Below are 18,482 nucleotides of genomic sequence, written 5' to 3'. Positions count from 1 at the left end.
TAGGTCCCCGCGGGGATGGAAATGGTGTCATCCCCCGACCCCGCCGTGCAATCGGCATAGGTGGCCGCATCATTGTTGGCATTGATGATCGCCTCGCGGAGGGAACAGGAGCTGTTGGTCCCCAGCTCATCGGTCGAACCGGAGGTGACCGTGATCGTGGCCGCCCAGCCGATGGACGGCAAAACAGCCGCAATAATCGCCGCTGTCATGGACAAAAATATTCGACGCGTATTTATATCCTCCCTTGTTTACACTCCCCGATTCAAACCGCACACGTTCTACTTGCCGCTTTGCGGGGCGAACTTGACCACCCTCTGATTTTCCCTCTTCCCCATGGAGCAGTTTCCCTCGAACACCGCCCCCTCTTTGATGGTCAGTGACGGGGCCGCGATGTCTCCCTGCACCACCGCCGGCGAGTCGATTTCGATTTTTTCCTTGGCGACGATATCCCCTTTCACCTCGCCATGAACCTGGATGGAGCCGATCTCGATCCTTCCCTCCACAAGACCCCCCTCGCCGATCACAAGGCTCCCCTCGGAAAAGATCTCCCCCTTCAGGCGGCCATTGATGACCACGCATCCGTCAAAGGTCATGTTCCCCTCGAAGGAGGAGCCGCGATCGATAACGGTGTTTACCTCCTTTGGGTTTATTTCTCTGAAATCTACCTCCCCGGACTGATGGCTCAATTTGAGCGCCTCTGCCTTCTCTCCCATATGACCCCTCCTTTATAATAGTTGATGTGAAACTCCTAAAAATACCCCTTCGAGAAGTAAATAGCAATTCTCATGCCAAGACACATAGGAGCTTTGCTGTTTAAAAATATTATGTATTTTCGGCAGGATACAGAAAAGGGGGGACCTCGTCGATTCTAAAATTAGCAATAAAACCGTCAAATCACTGACAGCGAATTCTCATTTCGATAATCACCGTACCAAACTACACCCCCCTCCCCCCCTCGCCTCGCTATCGGAAGTTGACTCATCTCCTTCCCCTTCATCGGCACCGGTGTCGCCGGCCGGGGCACAGGCGGGATCGGCGGCGCAATCGGAATCGTTACAATCGATAGCTCCGTCATTGTCGTCATCAGAGCCGTTGGTGCAGTCGGACTCCGTCGTCACGGTCTCCTCTTCCGTTTCGGTCGTTTCTTCCTCCGTTGCGGTTGTTTCTTCTTCGGCCTCTTCACCGGCCGGAGCGGAAATTTCGGTGCAGGCGGAATCGGTTACGCAGTCGCTGTCGTCACAGTCGGCAGAGCCATCTTCATCTTCATCCGCCCCGCCGGTGCAGACCTCCACGCAGGCGGAGACGCTGGTGCAATCGTCGTCGGCGCAGTCGGTCAAACCGTCTTCGTCGTTGTCCAAATCGTCGTCACAGGACGATTCGGCGCCGCCGCAATTTGAATGATAGGAACAATCGGAGTCGTCACAGTCGGTGGAGCCATCGACATCGTCATCCGCGGAATTGGTGCAGGAGCTCTCCGTTCCGCCGCAGTCGAAGTCGTCGCTGTCGGAAACGCCGTCGCCGTCGTTGTCGTCGCCGTCCGAGCAGTCGTCCCCCGCTTCATGTTCCACCACCTCGTAGGCCCCAATGTCGCAGTCGCCGTCGCCGTCGTCGCGGCTGTATCCCCGCTGATCGGTTGTAAGCGGATCCCCGTTGGAATCGACACATCCGTCGGTTGAGTCGTCGGCGTCTATGGCCACACTCCCCAATGGCAGGGCATGTGTCTGCGTGGGGCCGCCATTGTCCGCCAGGGAGGCGAGCAAGGGATCATCCGTCAAAACGCTTCCGTCAGTGATGGTGCAACCGGACGAGTCGTTGTCCTCGATCAAACTGTAATTCGCCGTTGCGATGGCGCCGTAACACTCGGGATTTGAGGTGGAGGCGCTGTTGTCGGCAATAAGGGCGCTTTGAAGGGAGACGTTTGCCGAACTTGCATAGAGCCCTCCCCCTTTTGTCGTCGTGGCGGTACCGGCTGTATTGTCCGCGATCGTCACGCCATACATGCCGAGCGTTGTTCCCGAGTCGCTCGCATAGATCCCTCCCCCATACGCGTACTTGGCCGAATCGATGGTATTTCCCGAAACGGTGCTGTTTGTGAGATGGGCCGTCGTATCAGCCGACGAACCGCTCGCCTTCACATAGATCCCTCCCCCATAACCATAGTTGCCTGAACTGACGGCTGTATTTCCGGATACGGTGCTGTTCGACAATGAAAATGACAGATTGCTGGGGTACGTCGAGCTGGCGTAGGAGAGCAGGTAAATCCCGCCACCACTGGCTGTCGAACTGGCGGTGATGTCGTTTTCCGAAATGGTGCTGTCGATGATGGAAACCGTCACCGATGACGATGCCGAGGTCGCCGCGGAATAAAAATGGGCCCCACCCCCCGATACCGAACCGCTTCCGCTTAATGAACCGGTGTTTCCCGAAATGGCGCTGTGGGACAGGGTCAACGTGAGCGATCCGCCGTTGCTGGAAGCGGCGTAGATGCCGGCCCCTTTTGTAACTGTGGAACCGGCGGCGGTATTCCCCGAAATTATGCTGTCGCTGACGGTCACGGTTGTCGTTCCGCGACTGTCAATATACAGGCCGGCGCCGCCCGTTGTCGCGGCATTGCCCGAAACGGCCACGCCGGCCAGCGTTAGCGTCACGGTTGTTGAACTTGAAGTATTATAAAGATAGATGCCCCCTCCGGAACTTGCCGACCCGCCGGTGATGGTCATGTCTTTCAGCTCGACGGTTGGAGAGTTTCCGCTCCTGATTTCAAACACCCGATTGAGAGAGGCGGCATCGATGATTGTCGAGCCGGCCCCTGCCCCCTGAATGGTCATGTTCGAGGTGATGTATAAAGGGAAGCTTGAAAGGAGAAAGGTATAGGTCAACTCCGGAATGGTTATTGTGTCGTCGCCCGAACCGGCCGTGCAGTCGGCATAGGTCGCCGTGTTGTTGTTGGCATTGGCAATTGCCTCACGGAGGGAGCAACTGCTGTCGCTTCCATCGAGGGCATCGGTCGCACCGTCGCTCACCGAAATTTCGGCCGTTCGGCCGATTGAAGAAGACAGAATGAAAAACAGTGTCGCTGTCAGGGAAAGGAATTTTTTATGCATGGCGAAAGCCCTCCTTGGCGAAGCTTGAGCTTTCAACCCCCTTCCGGCCTGACCTAGCAACAACCGTCGTGTCGGTCAAGCAAGGACTACGCTAATAATCAATTTTATTTTTCGGGTATTATGGACAACTGGCGGGTCGGTTCGCCCCCTACTCGGCGGTTCTTGGCGCAAAATCAACTACGTTCTGATTTTCCCGCCGACCCATGGAGCAGTTCCCTTCGAAGACCGCCCCCTCTTTAATGATGAGCGATGGGGCCTGAATATCCCCCTGCACAACGGCCGGCGAGTTGATCTCGATTTTTTCCTTGGCGACGATATTCCCCCGGACCTCTCCCTGAATCTGAATGGAGCCGATATCGACCCGCCCTTCCACATATCCCCCTTGGCCGATAATCAGGCTTCCTTCCGAAAAAACCTCCCCCTTAAAGCGGCCGTTGATCACCACGCACCCTTCAAAGGTCATTTTTCCCTCAAATGATGAGTCGCGATCCAAAATCGTGCTCACCTCTTTAGCGTGGTCGTTCATTTTAAGCACCTCCCCTTTTTCGCCAAACATGGTTCCCTCCTTGCTCATTGCGGTCTTAACGACGGCGGTCTCGCGCATCAGTATTGACATTGAGGCTTTAAGCTACCAATTTCCCTGTAACATTTCAAGCGCGAATTTTTTGGTAAAGCCGTTCGAATTCCTCGCGGGAACTGAAGTGAATGACGATTTTCCCCTTCCTGCCGTCCGATTTGATCTGCACCTTTGTCTGAAGCGCCATTTTCAGTTGCTCCTCCACCTGTCGGAAGGGATTCGCGGTGATTTCCGACTTTTTCGTTTCCGGTTCGGCCTTCACCACCTCCAAAGCAGACGCCCCTTTTTCTTTCAGCCTGCGGATCCACTCCTCGATCTCGCGGACGGAGAGATTATTTTTGATGATTTCATCCGCAAGGGTCTCCTGATTCTCTCTCCCCTCGATGCCGAGGATGGCGCGCGCGTGCCCCATCGAAATTTTTCCGGCGATGATGTAGGCGCGAACGCTTTCGGGAAGCTTCAAAAGACGGATGGCGTTGGCGATGCTGGAACGGTCCCTGCCGAGTCGTTTGGCCACTTCATCCTGCGTGTACTGATAGCGGTCCAGAAGTTCCTTGTACGCCAGCGCCTCTTCGATGGGATTCAAATCTTCCCTCTGGAGATTTTCGATGAGCGCGATCTCGAGGATTTCCTGCGGGCCGACATCCTTGATGACGACCGGTATTTTTTCGAGGCGCAACTGTTGGGCCGCGCGGTATCGGCGTTCGCCGGCGACCAGTTCGTATTTGCCGCCTCCCAGCCTCCGGACGATCAGCGGTTGGAGAACCCCCCGTTCTTCGATCGACGCCGCAAGTTCATCGATCGACGCCTTGTCAAAAAGTTTTCGCGGCTGGCTCTGGTTGGGAACGATATCGGCGAGGGGACACTCAAGATAATTTTTGCTCGCGGGGTCCGCGCGGCTCCCCATGCCCATGGGAATAAGTGAGCTTAGCCCTTTTCCCAATGCCTTTCTTTCTTGCATATCAGCAAACCTTTCCGTGCATTCATGCACTGAAATTCCAAATCTCAAATTCCAAATTCCAAACAAACTCCAAAATACAATGTCAAATATCCAAAACTTAAATATTTGGAATTTTTGTCATTGGAATTTTGCCATTGTTTGGAATTTGTCATTTGGAATTTGGAATTTATTTTTAGGAAACTTCCCCTTGAATGAGCGTAAGCCCCCCCTTCTGAATCTGGCCGCTTCGATGAATGATTTCATGAGCCAGCATTTTATATGTTCCCGCGCGATTTGGGATCGTAGAGCTGAATCGGAAGGCCATGTGAAGGGGACTCGGAGAGCTTGACGCTCCTCGGGATGACCGTTTTGAAAACTTTCTCTTTAAAATAGTTCCTCACCTCTTCGGCCACCTGATGCGCCAAATTGTTCCGGGAGTCGAACATCGTGAGGATGATTCCGGCGATGGTAAGGTCGGGATTGAGACTCTGCTGAATGAGATCGATCGTGTGGACCAGTTCGGAGATCCCCTCGAGGGCGTAGTATTCGCACTGAACCGGAATGATGGCGGAGTCTGCCGCCGTCAGGGCGTTAACGGTAAGAAGGTTGAGTGAAGGAGGACAGTCGATGAGGATATAGTCAAACTGATCGACCACCTCTTTAATGGCATTTTTCAGCTTCACCTCCCGGGCAAAGGCGGAGACGAGCTCCAGTTCCGCGCCGATGAGATCGCGGTTGGAGGGGGCGACAAAGAAATTTTCAATATCGGTCCGGCGGACAATTTGAGAGAAGGGAATATCCCCGATGAGGGCGTGATAAACGCTTTTTTCCACCCGATATTTGTTGATTCCCAATCCACTTCCGGCATTCCCCTGCGGATCCATGTCGATCAAGAGGATTTTCTTTCCAAGGTCGGCAAGCGATGCGGCAATATTTACCGCCGATGTCGTCTTTCCCACTCCCCCTTTTTGATTACAAAAAACGATTGTTTTCACAAGACCTCCCGGAATAAATGTTTTTATAATAAATAAATAATTTCAAATAGATATAATACTATAATAATTCCGCATCCACGATAACTCCTTGAAATTAATTGAAAATTGGATGAAGCAACCTCTTTGAGGAGCGATTCTGGCTAGTTAGACGTATAATTGCAAGAAAAAAATGAATGAAAAATAGATGTTCTTTAATGGCTATTCGGTTATTTTAAAATTAATATAATAAAATCATATACTTATAATGTTTCACGTGAAACAATTTAAGCAACTTTTTTGAAGGAAAAAATTGATCTTTCGTATCCTTTTGGCTCAATTTTGTAAAAATATTTTTCATCGTCCGCAAAGCCTTGATATTCCTGGCCTAGCTGGTTAGTATTTTTTAATCTTTTCGCGGACATATAGAATGAATGACCATAATTCTGTACATAATATTGCCCGTATTTTAGATATCTTTCGAGTGGCCACGTGGCGCGAGTTATAGAAAAATGAAATTTTTCTTTGAATAAATCAGGATTACTCTCTGCCCTAGCATGGATAAAATCTGCTTTACTTAATAGGAGCTTACGGCATACCTCTTTGGTATAATTTATTTTTTTCCGGTCAGATTCTAAAAAGGCCATCGAGACTTGTGGATTGGCAATCATTAACACTAATCCGGAGAATCCAGCCCCAGATCCCATGTCAATTCCTATTGAATTTGGACTAGCCGAATCTAATCTACTATAATTACTTATAAAATCAGATAAATAGAGATTATCGACAATATCCTTATATATGATGGTTTCTGGATCCCGATGTGCGGTGATATTGATTGATTTGCTCCATTTGAGAGTCAGATTAACTAATTCCTCAAATTTGCCAACGGCGCATTCATCCGAGTTGAAATTATTAGAACTGAGAGCCTCTTTGATCATTCTTTTATACGCCATAGGAGCGTAAAATACATGAGTGTGGAGATTAGATCAATATTTATTGTAACTCTTAAGTAACCATTCGGTCTCGGCTGTTTTCTTTCGGTTTTGTCGGAACTCGCGGTTTTTTTAATCGCCACCTGACTTGTCGATTGTGGTTCAGTTTGCTTCGGTTGGCGATTTACTTGTGGTGCGCTCAAACAGCCGACAAAACCTCAAGACAACCACCCAAGACCGAATGGTTACAATCATAAAAATGGCTTGATCAGGAGCTACACCGAATGGTTACCTACTATAAACACTATATCGTATAATGTTAAATAACAAAAAATAAGCCATTATAATTGATCTAATCCTTTTAACTGATTATCAAAAATTGTTCCACGTGAAACATCGCTTAAAAAATAGTAAAAAAATTATGGTTTACATAGAAAAATAGGCAATAAATGGCAAAAAAACTATTAATATTATACGACATTTATTAAAAAAATAAAAAATGTACATAATAGAGGTCAGATTGTTCGGTGATGGGGCAACTGTCCCTTATGATGACTACCACTAAAAATGAGGAAGATGGAGGCGATAATTTGATGTCAGAAGGAATGTACAGAATTTTGTAAGGCACCCGATTTTTTCACATAGATCAAAATGATCGAAAGGGCCGCTGGTGTGATGCCGGGGATACGGGAGGCTTGGGCGAGACTCGCCGGTCTGACCCGTTCCAGTTTTTCAACGACCTCATGCGAGAGGCCACTAATCCCACGATACCCAAAACGCGAAGGAATTTGTATTTTTTCCATTTGTTCCATCTTCTTGATCTCCAACTCTTGGCGACGGCGGTATCCATCATATTTAATGTCAGATAAAATCGTCTCACGCCATTCAAGATCAAGATCGTCCAAAAAACCTGTTTGCACCGCCTCATCCATTCTCTTTTTTTTCTCAATGAAGGCCGTGTATTCCCCGGCAGGGACTAACCCCAGCTGATACCCGTATTCGCGCAGACGCATATCAGCGTTATCTTCCCGCAAGCTCAAACGATGTTCCGCCCGCGAGGTGAACATCCGGTAAGGTTCTCCACCGACCCCCTTGGTGACAAGATCGTCGACAAGAACCCCGATGTACGCCTCGGAGCGGGAAAGAACAAAATCATCTTCTTCACGAACGAACCGACCCGCATTAATGCCGGCGACAATCCCCTGCGCCGCCGCCTCCTCGTAACCGGAGGTTCCGTTGATCTGTCCGGCAAAAAAGAGACCGGGAATTAATTTTGTCTCCAATGTCGCCTTAAGTTGCGTCGGTGGCGTATAATCATATTCCACTGCATATCCGGGTCGCATAATCTCCACATTCTCCAAGCCGCAAATTGTTCGCAAAAAAGCAAGCTGAACATCGTATGGGAGGGAGGTGGAAAGACCATTTGGATAGACTTCACAAGTAGATAAAGAGGTCGGCTCAAGAAAAATCTGGTGTCGCTCCTTGTCGGCAAAGCGATGAATTTTATCCTCTATGGAAGGACAATATCGTGGACCGCACCCTTCAATGACCCCTTGATAGATGGGGGAACGGTCCAAATTATTCCGAATGATCTCGTGAGTCTTATGCGACGTATAGGTCAAATGACAACAAACTTGGCGCAAAGGATTATCAATTTTTGAAAAAGAGAAATGGGGTCGCGGCGTATCTCCCCACTGTTTCTCCAGCCACGAGAAATCGATCGTCTTTCCATCCAGCCGCGGAACCGTTCCTGTTTTGAGACGTCCAATTTCAAAACCAAGTTCTCTCAAATTTCCAGAGAGGTCGTTCGAGACAATATCTCCCATCCGACCCCCCGGCGCATTTTTTAGGCCGACATGACACAAACCTCGCATGAATGTGCCGGTCGTCACGACAACCGCACGAGCCAAAAACTGCTGGCCCATTGTTGTTTCAACACCGTAAACTCGGCCATCAGAAATGAGAATTTTACTTACAACACATTGTTTTATATGAAGATTATTTTCTTCCTCCAAAATCCGGCGCATCCGTTCCTTGTAGACATACATATCGCTCTGACAGCGCGTCCCCTGAACCGCCGCCCCTTTTTTGGTATTGAGCCGTCGATATTGGATGCCGGTGGCATCAGCGACTTTTCCCATCAGGCCGCCAAGGGCATCGATCTCCCGCACCAGATGCCCTTTGCCGAGACCGCCGATGGCGGGGTTGCAACTCATGTGGGCGATCTGATCGATGTTGCCGGTGATGAGAAGGGTAGGGTGGCCACCAGTGGCGTAGTTGCGCCGGGCGCAGGCCCACGCCGCCTCGCACCCCGCATGTCCCGCGCCGATGATGATGATGTCGTATTTCATCCGTGAAAAGAAAATGACATCCGATCTTATTGAAATCATAACAACTTATCAAGTTAACTTTTTTGCTGGCATAAATTAGGACTATTAGTAATAATATATGATCTTAGTCATATGATTTTAATCATGGGGGGTTCCAATTAGCCTTGTCAAACAATAAGGAGGGAGTATGGACAATCTTTTCAAGCTTACAAAGAGTTTTATTTTCGTCGGCCTTTTGGCCTTTTTTTTAACGGCCCTAAACCAGTGCAGTGATAGCGCAAGCACTGATGCGGGGGCGGGAGATACCGGCGGAGACGACACTGGCGGCGATGATACCGGTGGTGATGATACCGGGGATGATACCGGCGACGACACCGTGGAAGTCAGTGACACGGTCAAAGCCTCCACCGCCTCTTCGTCCTCGGTGACCGACAGTGTCACCAGCACGGTCGATTCGTTCGGGGGGGGCTTTGGCGGCGGCTTCCTGGTGAAGAGAGTGGAAGAGGACGCTGTTGACTTTTCCTCCTGCACATTCGACAGCACGGATGAGGGGGAGGTGACCACCACCTGCAGTTGCGCCGAGGGGGGCACATACACCTTCACCACTACGGGGGGGGCCTTGCTTACCGGCGTGAGCCTGATCCCTTGCGATGGGGGAGGTTTTAGCGCCGGATTCGACATGGGTTTTGGCCAAACCTTTGAAGATTGCGTGGTCGAAAAGTGCGGGGGCAATGTCACCCTGAATGGGGCGATGTCCGGGACCATCGAGGGTTCGCTGGAATGCGACGGCACCATCGATGTCACGGCCGTTTTTTCCACCGCGGACAGTTGCTCGGGGCTCACTGCCTTGCCCGAAGGGGGCGAAGAGACCGCCATCGGATTTGAATACACCTATGTCTTCGACGGCACCACCGAGACCCTCACCGGAACCTTCTGTACCGATCCTCCGGGGGAGCCAGACGGCGTGGTTGAATTCGCAAGCAAGGAGGAGCTGGAAGAAGCGTTCGATCCGGAAGACAGTTGCGGCGATGACGAGGAATGATTTTGCCTGCTTCGCCCTGTGGTGAAACATTTTTGGCCGATTGATCCGGAAGGACGCGGTAGATTTTCAGACGTTCCAAGTCTTCGCATTCATCATTCCTGATGCAAACGACAAATTTTTCTTTTTTGCGCATATTTAACCCAAAAATTTTTTGATTTTGAACTTCTTTTTTCCTATTCCATGGGGGATTTGAGCCGTGAAACTATTTTTCATCCTGTGTGTCGTCTTGTCATCCTTGGCTTCCCTTTGCTTTGCGCAGGATCTGACTATCGAGGCGGTTGCGGAAATCTGGCCCTACGCCGAAACGATCCTGAAGGTTAAGGCATCGAGAACGGACATCGTCAGGGAAGACAAAAAACTCCGCAAGGCGAAGGTGATCGCCCAGTCGGCGGACCGTGTCTGCACCGCTTATGAGGCGCTTTTTGAAATGTCCCCTGCCGGAGGATGGAGCTTTGATTCGACGGTCAAAGAATACGAGGTCTCCTGCCATTCCCACCGCGCAAAAGGGGGGCCAAAAAATCCGGCGATATTGGAGAAGACAATACCAGAATAGAGATTCTCTTCTGTCCATTGTTTGACAATTTACTGGCATATCTTGTACTTTTATGATACAAAAGTATTATATATATGCCTATCTATAGGAAATTAATTAATAATATACATGATTATTTGGAGAGCAAAACTCCCAATAACCCGACTTTGCTCATCGCTGGGGCCCGCCAAGTAGGGAAAACCACCTTGGTGACTGAAGCTTTGAAAGAAAGGCCCTCTCTTATTTTGAATCTGGCGGAGCTGGCCACGCTTCCGCAAAAAATCGATGCCACTCAATCCTTTCAGGAGTTTGAGGAACTGTTATGGCGGGAATATAATTTCAAACCCTCACAAAATGTCGTGCTGGTTTTTGATGAAGCCCAGGAATCAAAAAAACTGGGGAGTTGGGTCCGATTTTTCAAGGAAAAATGGACGAATCAAAAAGTCATTTTATTGGGCTCCATTCTTTCCCGCTTGTTCGATGAAGAAACCCCTTACCCTGTGGGCCGGGTTGAAGAAATTATTCTGCGTCCTTTTACCTTCAAGGAATATTTGCTGGCCGTCAAACGACAGGGACTTATTGAGTTGATGGAAAAAACCACTTTTGAAAAACCGTTGAGCGAAACCCAAAAGCAATCCCTGATTCCTCCTTATCTGGATTATTTGCAAACCGGGGGAATGCCCGAAGTCGTTTTGAAAACCATCAACGGAGTCGAATTGCCCCACATCGCCTGGGACAAACTTCTGCGTCAGTATTCTTTGGATGTGGAGCGATATCTGGGAGAGATTTTCCGCAATCTGTTCATGACGGCGCTCGATCGCATGGCCGATGTGACATGTCATCCTGTAAAAATGAGCCAACTGATTTCAACGCACTCTCCGTCTTACAGGAAAATCCCCAAGCTTTTGGAAGTTTTGGAAAAATGGCATCTGGTTCACAGGATCAGCGCCCAAACCAGACACCCGGAATCGGCCGGCGGCATGGCTTCCAAGAGGTATCTTTTCGATGTGGGTTTGACCCATTTTTTCATCAATAGAATGGGCCGGATTGAATGGAAGGAAAGGGGGGATGTCGGGAATTTGATTTATCCGAAACTTCAGGAAAATTTTGTCTGTAATGAACTGATGGCATCGGCGCCGTACGCCACAACAAGCCTGAACTATTACAAGGAAAATCAAAACAGCCGGGAGATTGATTTTGTTTTTTTCGGTGAAAAAGAGTGGATCCCCATTGAAGTCAAATCCCAGTCCGGTTTCAGCAGAAACAGCCTGTTGCCCATGATTCACTTTTTGGAATCAAGAAATCTGAAGAAGGGGGTTCTTGTGTACAATGGAAAAATGAAACGGATCCGGCATCGGGGAAAAGATATCTGCGCCATGCCCCCTTTTCTGGTGAGCGAAATTTCACGCTTGGTATCATAAGGAAATTAAATTGACTTTACCGAGTGGTTGGGCAAAGTAGGAATGAAATGTTTAAACTTGGCCCTTGGGAAATTGTTTTGATCGTCGCCGTTGTGCTGATTATCTTCGGCCCCAAAAGATTGCCGGAACTGGGGAAGGGGATCGGGCAGTTTTTCAAGAATTTTAAAAAGAGCGTGAGCGGCGAGCCCGAAGAAAAAGAAGAAAAGAAAAAAGAAGAATAAAAAGCCCGGAAGAGCCGAAAGCTCAACCGGGCTTTTTGTTGTACTATCAGGATTTTCTTTCTATTCCGTTATTTCACAACATTCCTCAACACAGGTCATGCACGAGACGCTGTCTTCATCTTCACAGATCGGATTCCCGTCGGTGATGGCCTCCTCGGCGGCCTGCTGACATTCGAAATCGTCGTTGCACTCGGCGATTTCACAATCGCTCTCCTCATCCCCCTCTTCACCACCCTCATCCTCATCCTCGGTGGTGGATAGATCGCAACTGACATCGCTGGTGAGGGAGACCGCCGAACCGCCCGATGAACAGGAGGTATTGGCGCCGCTGACCCCCGCACTTTCGGTCATGCAAATATGACAGCTCACGATGGTCCCGTCCCCCATTTCAAAGGTCCCGTAAATTTCGGGAAAACAGTCGTCGGTGTTCCTCCAGATACCGGCGCTGTTCGCCCCCGCCTTCATGGTAATACTGCTTCCATCGTCGCATTCGCCGGTCACATCGTCCTCCAGTTCATAACTGGCAAAAAGCCCATTGCCATCCGGGCCGTCGCCCGAATTTTCTCCCTCCGAGTCCTGACAAAAATCGTCTTCGCCCACGGCAATGGAATGCCCCGAGCTGGCGGTGTCTCCATAGGTGCCGGGGGTTCCGGAACATAAAATGGATCCCCCTTTCTTTTCTGATGATGATGATTAAAAACTATTGATTAGGTTATTAAACCAGAATTCCAGCAAAATTTCAAAACAAATTTTCATTTTTTATTCACTTGCCGATGCAAAAACGGGAGAAAATTTCATCCAATACAGACTCATTTGTTATCTCTCCGGTGATACTGGCTAATTCTTTAGACATTATACGAAGTTCCTCGGCGAGGCATTCCTCATTCAGACCATTATCACGCAGATTGACGATAACCTCTTCTAATTGCGATTGAATTTTTTCAAAGACCTGCTGGTGACGTACATTATTCAGGACATAATTATGGTCTTTTACCAGATTTTGGTGGAGACAAAGGGCGTAAATTTTGTCCAAAAGATCGGAAATGCCGGTTCTCTCCCGTGCCGAAAGCTTGACAAACGGCATAACTCCCCCTTGGGGGGAGCTATTAAAAAGTTGATCGGGAACGGCATCCCATGCCGGAGGCAGATCGGCCTTGCTATATATAATGATACAGCGCCGTGCGTCACAAAGTGGAAGCAATTTTTGGTCTTCGGCAGTCAATTTTTGACTGGAATCGAGCAAAAGGAGGACCAGATCGGCCTTTTTGAGGATTTCGTTTGATCGCCTGATCCCTTCCTCCTCCACGGAATTTTCCGCCTCCCGAATTCCCGCCGTATCGGAAAAAATGGCCCGAATGCCCTGAATCATCCGTTCCCCCTCCACGATATCCCGTGTCGTCCCCGGCTGTTCATGAACAATCGCCCGCTCTTCATTCAAGAGGACATTCAAAAGGCTTGATTTTCCTACATTCGGTTTGCCGATAATCGCAACCCTTAAGCCCTCTTTATAAATCTGTCCTGTCTGAAATGAATCGAGGAGGCGCCCAATTTCTTCTTTAATGCCTTCAAAGAGGCGAAGACCATCCTCTTTTTTGAATGTCTGAACATCCTCCTCCGCAAAATCGAATCCCGCTTCAACGACCGCCATAAAATCGACGATCTTTTCCTTTAACTGCCGGATTGTCCGCGAAAGGGTTCCGTTTAGTTGGGAGAGGGCGTTTTTTGCCCCCCATTCGCTTTTTGCCGAAATCAGATCGGCGATCGCCTCGGCCTGCGAGAGATCGATTTTTCCGTTCAAAAAGGCCCGCCGGGAAAATTCCCCCGGTTCCGCCAGCCGCGCTCCCAATCCGAGTGCCAGCGCGACGATTTCTTTGAGAACAACCGGCCCCCCGTGGCCGTGGATTTCCACCATCTCCTCGCCGGTGAACGAATTGGGCCGTTTCATCCAGACCCCCATGACCTGATCAATTACAGGGGCAGGCAAAGCCCCCTCACCGCCGCTGTGCGGCTGGTTATTTATAGCTTGCGCTGTTTCTGGAAGGACAATTTGTCCGAGATAAAGACGGTGCGATTCAAACTCATCCGGATTTTTTTTACCGCGAAAAATTTGCGAGAGGATTTCCTTCGATCGCGGGCCCGAAAGTCGGATAATACCGATGGCCCCTTCACCGACAGGCGTTGCCTGCGCGACAATGGTATCGTTCAAATCGACAAGAGACATGCGGAGGGAGCTAGCATGTGGGATCAGGCGAAATCAAGGGGAAGGCGAGACCCGTCGCTGTTACCAAAAGATCGCCGAAAAATCGACATACTGTTGAAGAAGGCCGAAATCTTTTTTGTTCGCTGTGATGAGCGTCAATCCGTTGCGGCGACAGGTACAGGCGATTAAAGTATCATTCTGAAACGAGGTCAATTGCTCCTTGTTCCAATGAAATTTTTGCCTTAGTTTTGCGAGAATCTCCGAGGCAATCCGCCAGTCGTCGTAAAGAGGGGCGTAGATCCGCGGACAATGGCGCGCAAGATCTTCAATGAAGACAATGGTCTTTTTTGTTTTGGCTCCCCGCCTTAACTCGTGCAGAACAACGGCCGATTGCCTTATCAGATAACGGCGGGAGGCCCAATCCAGTTTTTCCTGATGTTTGTCGCGAATCCAGAAATCGAGGTAAATGTTGGCATCCAAGATGACCGAAACCGCCTTCATAAGGCAATGTCTCTACGGCTTAGACGCCCCGACTGTTTTTTAAGCAACTGCCAGAATTTCCGGCTCTCGAGGGCCTCGTCCACATGGCCTCCGCCTCGCTTCTGGTCCCCAAAAGCTCTTTCAAAGCCCTGGTCTTTCGGGGATCGACAAAATAGGCTTTTCTCGCCTTGTTAGACATGCATACATCTTATGTTGAACAGGCATACATGTCAACGGCCTTGTTTAAACAGATTTTTATGATGTCAACGAGCTCCGGATCAGTGGGGGGAGAGTAGATTTTTCCGTTGTTTTTTTCGGCGTATTGCGGATCCGGAAACACTTTATTCCAGATAAACCACGCTATACCAATCGATTAAATCAGAACCGTAGACATTGTTGTTGTCAACATATTCCACTCCATTAATATCAATCCATTTCAGAACCATATCATCAATGGCGCTCACACGTTCCTTCACTGTAGTCCATGCCGAGATTGGAATACAACCATCGTGATATCTATAATCTGTAAATGTCTGCGCAACTTCCGAATCACAGTAATAAAATGCGGTCCAGTTGCCGTCAGTGTCATCATTGAGAGTCCTTTCCGAAAGTGCCAACGTATCTGGACCAGCGCCTACCATAAACTCAATTGCTCCCATGTACAAAAACTCTGAAGGGTGAACAGTATCGGCAACAGAAAAACCGAGATGATACTCGTCGGAAGAACCTGAATTAGATTCACAGGAAATAAGAGGAAGATCCGGGTTGATGTTGTCACCATTGAGATCCAACTCATTGCTGTGATCGCCGATGGTGAAATAGATATCGTTTCCTGGAGAATAATCATCACTACCATCAAAGCGGGTCATTAAGAACGTCAAAGGGACCTGACCGGAGTACAGGGCATCAAAAGTGTAAGCGGTTCCATTGAGAAATTTACCTTCAACTTCATCTTGAAAACGGTCATAGGCTTTTGCCCTTTCATCGAGACACAACTCGTCATATTGTCCGGTATTGGGGTCTATCGGGCAAAAAGATTCATCCGGTGGGAGACAGAGGTCAAGAATATCCTGCTTGGTGATTCCCGGTAATTCAACGGCGCCGCCGCCTGTATCATCCGGTTCCGGCGTTATTCCCGGTTCGTCTGTTTCCTGGTCCGGGTTGCTCGCTGAATCGACTTCATCAACTTCAGTAGGATTCAGATCGTATTCGGGTCGACATGCCGGTAATCCGAATAATATGGGGAACGAGTAATATGGCATAAATTTTTCCTCCAATTTTCTACATTTTGTATAATTCTCTTTGATCTTCCAAGACCTGCAAAGGCACTCCTCCGTGAGGATAGATCACAATATAATTCATTCCGTTGGCATCCATTTCGGCCATGAGTGAGTCTACATGGGCCCCGCCGGCAATCAAAATGCTTTGCTGTGTGCCATCGAGAAGCATCTGTTTTTGCATATTGTCGACCATCGCATAGGACCTTTCGTGCAGAGCGGGCATGTATCTTTCAAGCGAATTCGATTTGTCGACCTCGGCAAACCCGGCATACAATTCTTTGCTTTCGGCGCCGTACGTCTTGATCGCATCGCCATAATAAAATTCCAATGCTTGAGCACTCCTGGGAATCGGCCAGGCACGCAGGGTCTGCTCACCTCGCATGCCCGGGATCTGCCCTCGTGGAGCATTTCTCACCGCAAGCTCTTTATTCTCAACATAAACATCGCTCTCCGAGAAAATTGTTCTAAAACCTGCCGGGTATAAACTTTCAATGATCAGACGTTGAATGGGTTCTTGTTGTTCTTTGAGGTGAGCATCAACAATGACAACGACAAACTCGGCACTTTCGCTTCTGTTATTGACTGCATATTCGATCACATCCCCACCAATGAAACCGGCATCACCAATAGAGCCAAAATAAGGGCGCATCAGGTTCAAAACTTCAGGATGATTGTTGTAGTTGCAAATTCCATCTTCCGATGTGACTGAATAATCTGCTTGTACCCTGTAACCTCCATGATTTTTCAGACCAAAGGCAATGTCCTCGATGAAGTACAAAAAAGTCCTGGAGAAATACTTTTCGCCCTTTTCATTCGCGCCCTTTAGACCCTGTTTAAATTTTTCCAACAGGGCCTTCGATTCATCCACCGAAAACGAAGTAACCGTACCATTGAGACGCATGCATTCCTTCAGTTTTACCTTTAATGAACCATCGAAAGGTCCTAATGACTTATCCACGTAGTTGAGTAGCCGCGCGAAAGGGTCCACTTCGCTCAAAAAGTTTAGTATTCCATCTATCACGATATTATTATCGGCAACTCGCGGGAAAAGTTGCCTCGTATTTTAATTCAAAATAACCTTGTATTTTTAATACATAATATTTATAATAACCTTGTATTTTTAATATATAATGAAAAGATTAATAGAATCAGAGCTTTATAACTGGGGAAAGGATTTCCGACGGAAGCCACTGATTCTTCGCGGGGCGCGGCAGGTAGGGAAGACCTTTACCGTCAAAAAGTTCGGCGCGGAGGTATTTGCCGGCGACTTTGTCCCGGTGGATCTCGAAAAACATCCCGAATGGCATCCCATTTTTGAAAAAAATCTCGATGCCAAAAGGATCCTCTCGGAACTCGAACTGGTTTGCCAAAAAAAAATCACGCCGGGCCGGACACTCCTTTTTCTGGATGAAATTCAAAGCGCCCCGCGCGCCCTCATGGCCCTCCGGTATTTTTATGAAAATCTTCCGGAGCTCCACGTCATCGCCGCCGGTTCCCTTTTGGAATTTGCCCTGAAAGAAATTTCTTTTCCCGTCGGGAGGGTCCAGTTTCTGGAGCTTTTCCCCATGAACTTCGCCGAGTTCCTCTGGGCGACGGGAAAAGAACCGCTCGCGGATCTGGTCTTGTCGCCCATCCCCGACGATCCCAAAAAGGCCCCCTCGGAAACAATCCATCGCCTTCTTCTGGATGAAACGAGAAAATATCTTTTTGTCGGCGGCATGCCGGAGGCAGTCCGGGTTTATGCCGAAACAGAATCGTTCAAGGAGGGCTTTGCCGTCCACGCCGAACTGGTCAACGCCTACCGCGCCGATTTTGCCAAATACACCCCGCGGGTCGACAAGCAATGCCTGGAATCGGTCTTTCGGGGAGCGGCCAAAAACGCCGGCCGTCAGATCAAATACAGCCGGCTTGCCGAAGGGCACAGCAATCCGACCTTAAAAAGGGCCTTCGATGTTTTGTGCCAGGCCCGTCTCGTTCAAAAAATCGAATCGGCCAGTCCGGCGGGCCTCCCCTTGGGGGCTTTAGACCATGCCGGAAGATTCAAGGCCCTTCTTCTTGATCTTGGGTTGATTCATCACTTCTGCGGCCTGCCGGTTGAGGCGCTCGCGACGGAAAAGGATCTCCTGTCGGTTTACGAGGGGGCGTTGGCCGAACAGTTTGTGGGACAGGAACTCCGGTCGGTTTTGGGCAATGAACTGTTTTACTGGTCGCGGGCCGAAAAGAGCAGTTCCGCCGAGGTCGATTATCTTTTCACAAAAAAAGGAAAAATATATCCTGTTGAAGTCAAAAGCGGCCCCGCGGGGCGGTTAAAAAGCATGCACCTCCTTCTGGAAAAATATCCGAACTGTCCGGAAGGTTTTGTCGTTTCGGAGGCGCCGCCGGCGGAACTGCCCGAAAAGAGGCTCCGTTTCATCCCCCTTTATTATGCCTATTCCCTTGGCGCATGATG

At 49.3% G+C, this 18,482-nt stretch carries 18 protein-coding genes; 5 read left to right on the top strand and 13 right to left on the bottom strand.

Features of this window, described 5'->3' with window-relative positions; translation table 11 throughout:
* From HYU99_02675 to mnmG, 8 genes are all read right to left on the bottom strand, one after another.
* Window positions 1-209, bottom strand: a 209-nt coding sequence (locus HYU99_02675; protein ID MBI2339260.1) for a hypothetical protein, incomplete at its 3' end; no start/stop codon positions are given.
* A 69-nt stretch (window positions 210-278) separates the two neighbouring features.
* On the bottom strand, window positions 279-713 hold the full coding sequence (locus HYU99_02670) for a polymer-forming cytoskeletal protein (protein ID MBI2339259.1): 435 nt from the start codon (window positions 711-713) through the stop codon (window positions 279-281).
* A gap of 210 nt (window positions 714-923) precedes the next feature.
* A complete protein-coding gene (locus HYU99_02665) occupies window positions 924-3,104 on the bottom strand; it encodes a hypothetical protein (GenBank protein MBI2339258.1) in 2,181 nt (726 codons plus the stop codon).
* Between the two features lie 148 nt (window positions 3,105-3,252).
* Window positions 3,253-3,630 carry a polymer-forming cytoskeletal protein gene (locus tag HYU99_02660; protein ID MBI2339257.1) on the bottom strand — a complete coding sequence of 126 codons (378 nt, stop codon included), beginning with the start codon at window positions 3,628-3,630 and terminating at the stop codon, window positions 3,253-3,255.
* A gap of 124 nt (window positions 3,631-3,754) precedes the next feature.
* Entirely contained in the window at window positions 3,755-4,642 is an 888-nt protein-coding gene (locus HYU99_02655) for a ParB/RepB/Spo0J family partition protein (GenBank protein ID MBI2339256.1), read from the bottom strand.
* Between the two features lie 254 nt (window positions 4,643-4,896).
* On the bottom strand, window positions 4,897-5,616 hold the full coding sequence (locus HYU99_02650) for a ParA family protein (protein ID MBI2339255.1): 720 nt from the start codon (window positions 5,614-5,616) through the stop codon (window positions 4,897-4,899).
* Between the two features lie 263 nt (window positions 5,617-5,879).
* Window positions 5,880-6,533, bottom strand: a complete 654-nt coding sequence (locus tag HYU99_02645; protein ID MBI2339254.1) for a class I SAM-dependent methyltransferase — start codon at window positions 6,531-6,533, stop codon at window positions 5,880-5,882.
* A 590-nt stretch (window positions 6,534-7,123) separates the two neighbouring features.
* Entirely contained in the window at window positions 7,124-8,878 is a 1,755-nt protein-coding gene (gene mnmG, locus HYU99_02640; protein ID MBI2339253.1) for a tRNA uridine-5-carboxymethylaminomethyl(34) synthesis enzyme MnmG, read from the bottom strand.
* A gap of 166 nt (window positions 8,879-9,044) precedes the next feature.
* Here mnmG and HYU99_02635 point away from each other — a divergent pair, with 166 nt between their 5' ends.
* The 4 genes from HYU99_02635 (at window position 9,045) to HYU99_02620 (ending at window position 12,073) form a co-directional block, all read left to right on the top strand.
* Complete coding sequence (locus tag HYU99_02635; protein ID MBI2339252.1) at window positions 9,045-9,899, top strand: hypothetical protein; 855 nt, start codon at window positions 9,045-9,047, stop codon at window positions 9,897-9,899.
* A 196-nt stretch (window positions 9,900-10,095) separates the two neighbouring features.
* The gene (locus HYU99_02630) at window positions 10,096-10,452 is read left to right on the top strand and encodes a hypothetical protein (GenBank protein ID MBI2339251.1); all 357 of its coding nucleotides are present in this window, start codon (window positions 10,096-10,098) and stop codon (window positions 10,450-10,452) included.
* A gap of 146 nt (window positions 10,453-10,598) precedes the next feature.
* Window positions 10,599-11,852, top strand: coding sequence for an ATP-binding protein (locus HYU99_02625; GenBank protein ID MBI2339250.1), 1,254 nt, complete (start codon window positions 10,599-10,601; stop codon window positions 11,850-11,852).
* A gap of 47 nt (window positions 11,853-11,899) precedes the next feature.
* The gene (locus HYU99_02620; protein MBI2339249.1) at window positions 11,900-12,073 is read left to right on the top strand and encodes a twin-arginine translocase TatA/TatE family subunit; all 174 of its coding nucleotides are present in this window, start codon (window positions 11,900-11,902) and stop codon (window positions 12,071-12,073) included.
* A 60-nt stretch (window positions 12,074-12,133) separates the two neighbouring features.
* Here HYU99_02620 and HYU99_02615 read toward each other — a convergent pair whose 3' ends face one another.
* The 5 genes from HYU99_02615 to HYU99_02595 all read right to left on the bottom strand — a co-directional run bounded on the left by HYU99_02615 (window position 12,134) and on the right by HYU99_02595 (window position 17,030).
* Window positions 12,134-12,673: a hypothetical protein gene (locus tag HYU99_02615; protein MBI2339248.1), complete on the bottom strand. Its 540-nt coding sequence runs from the start codon at window positions 12,671-12,673 to the stop codon at window positions 12,134-12,136.
* A 163-nt stretch (window positions 12,674-12,836) separates the two neighbouring features.
* Complete coding sequence (gene mnmE, locus HYU99_02610; protein MBI2339247.1) at window positions 12,837-14,294, bottom strand: tRNA uridine-5-carboxymethylaminomethyl(34) synthesis GTPase MnmE; 1,458 nt, start codon at window positions 14,292-14,294, stop codon at window positions 12,837-12,839.
* A gap of 60 nt (window positions 14,295-14,354) precedes the next feature.
* Window positions 14,355-14,774, bottom strand: a complete 420-nt coding sequence (locus HYU99_02605) for a type II toxin-antitoxin system VapC family toxin (GenBank protein ID MBI2339246.1) — start codon at window positions 14,772-14,774, stop codon at window positions 14,355-14,357.
* A 320-nt stretch (window positions 14,775-15,094) separates the two neighbouring features.
* Window positions 15,095-16,015: a hypothetical protein gene (locus tag HYU99_02600; GenBank protein ID MBI2339245.1), complete on the bottom strand. Its 921-nt coding sequence runs from the start codon at window positions 16,013-16,015 to the stop codon at window positions 15,095-15,097.
* Window positions 16,016-16,034: 19 nt separating this feature from the next.
* Complete coding sequence (locus HYU99_02595; GenBank protein MBI2339244.1) at window positions 16,035-17,030, bottom strand: hypothetical protein; 996 nt, start codon at window positions 17,028-17,030, stop codon at window positions 16,035-16,037.
* A 133-nt stretch (window positions 17,031-17,163) separates the two neighbouring features.
* Here HYU99_02595 and HYU99_02590 point away from each other — a divergent pair, with 133 nt between their 5' ends.
* Window positions 17,164-18,480 carry an ATP-binding protein gene (locus tag HYU99_02590; protein MBI2339243.1) on the top strand — a complete coding sequence of 439 codons (1,317 nt, stop codon included), beginning with the start codon at window positions 17,164-17,166 and terminating at the stop codon, window positions 18,478-18,480.
* Window positions 18,481-18,482: the final 2 nt, after the last annotated feature.

Source organism: Deltaproteobacteria bacterium (assembly GCA_016183175.1).
GTDB lineage: Bacteria > UBA10199 > UBA10199 > UBA10199 > SBBF01 > JACPFC01.
Note: the sequence above shows the minus strand (reverse complement) of the source record. Positions and strands in the feature narration are given on the sequence as shown.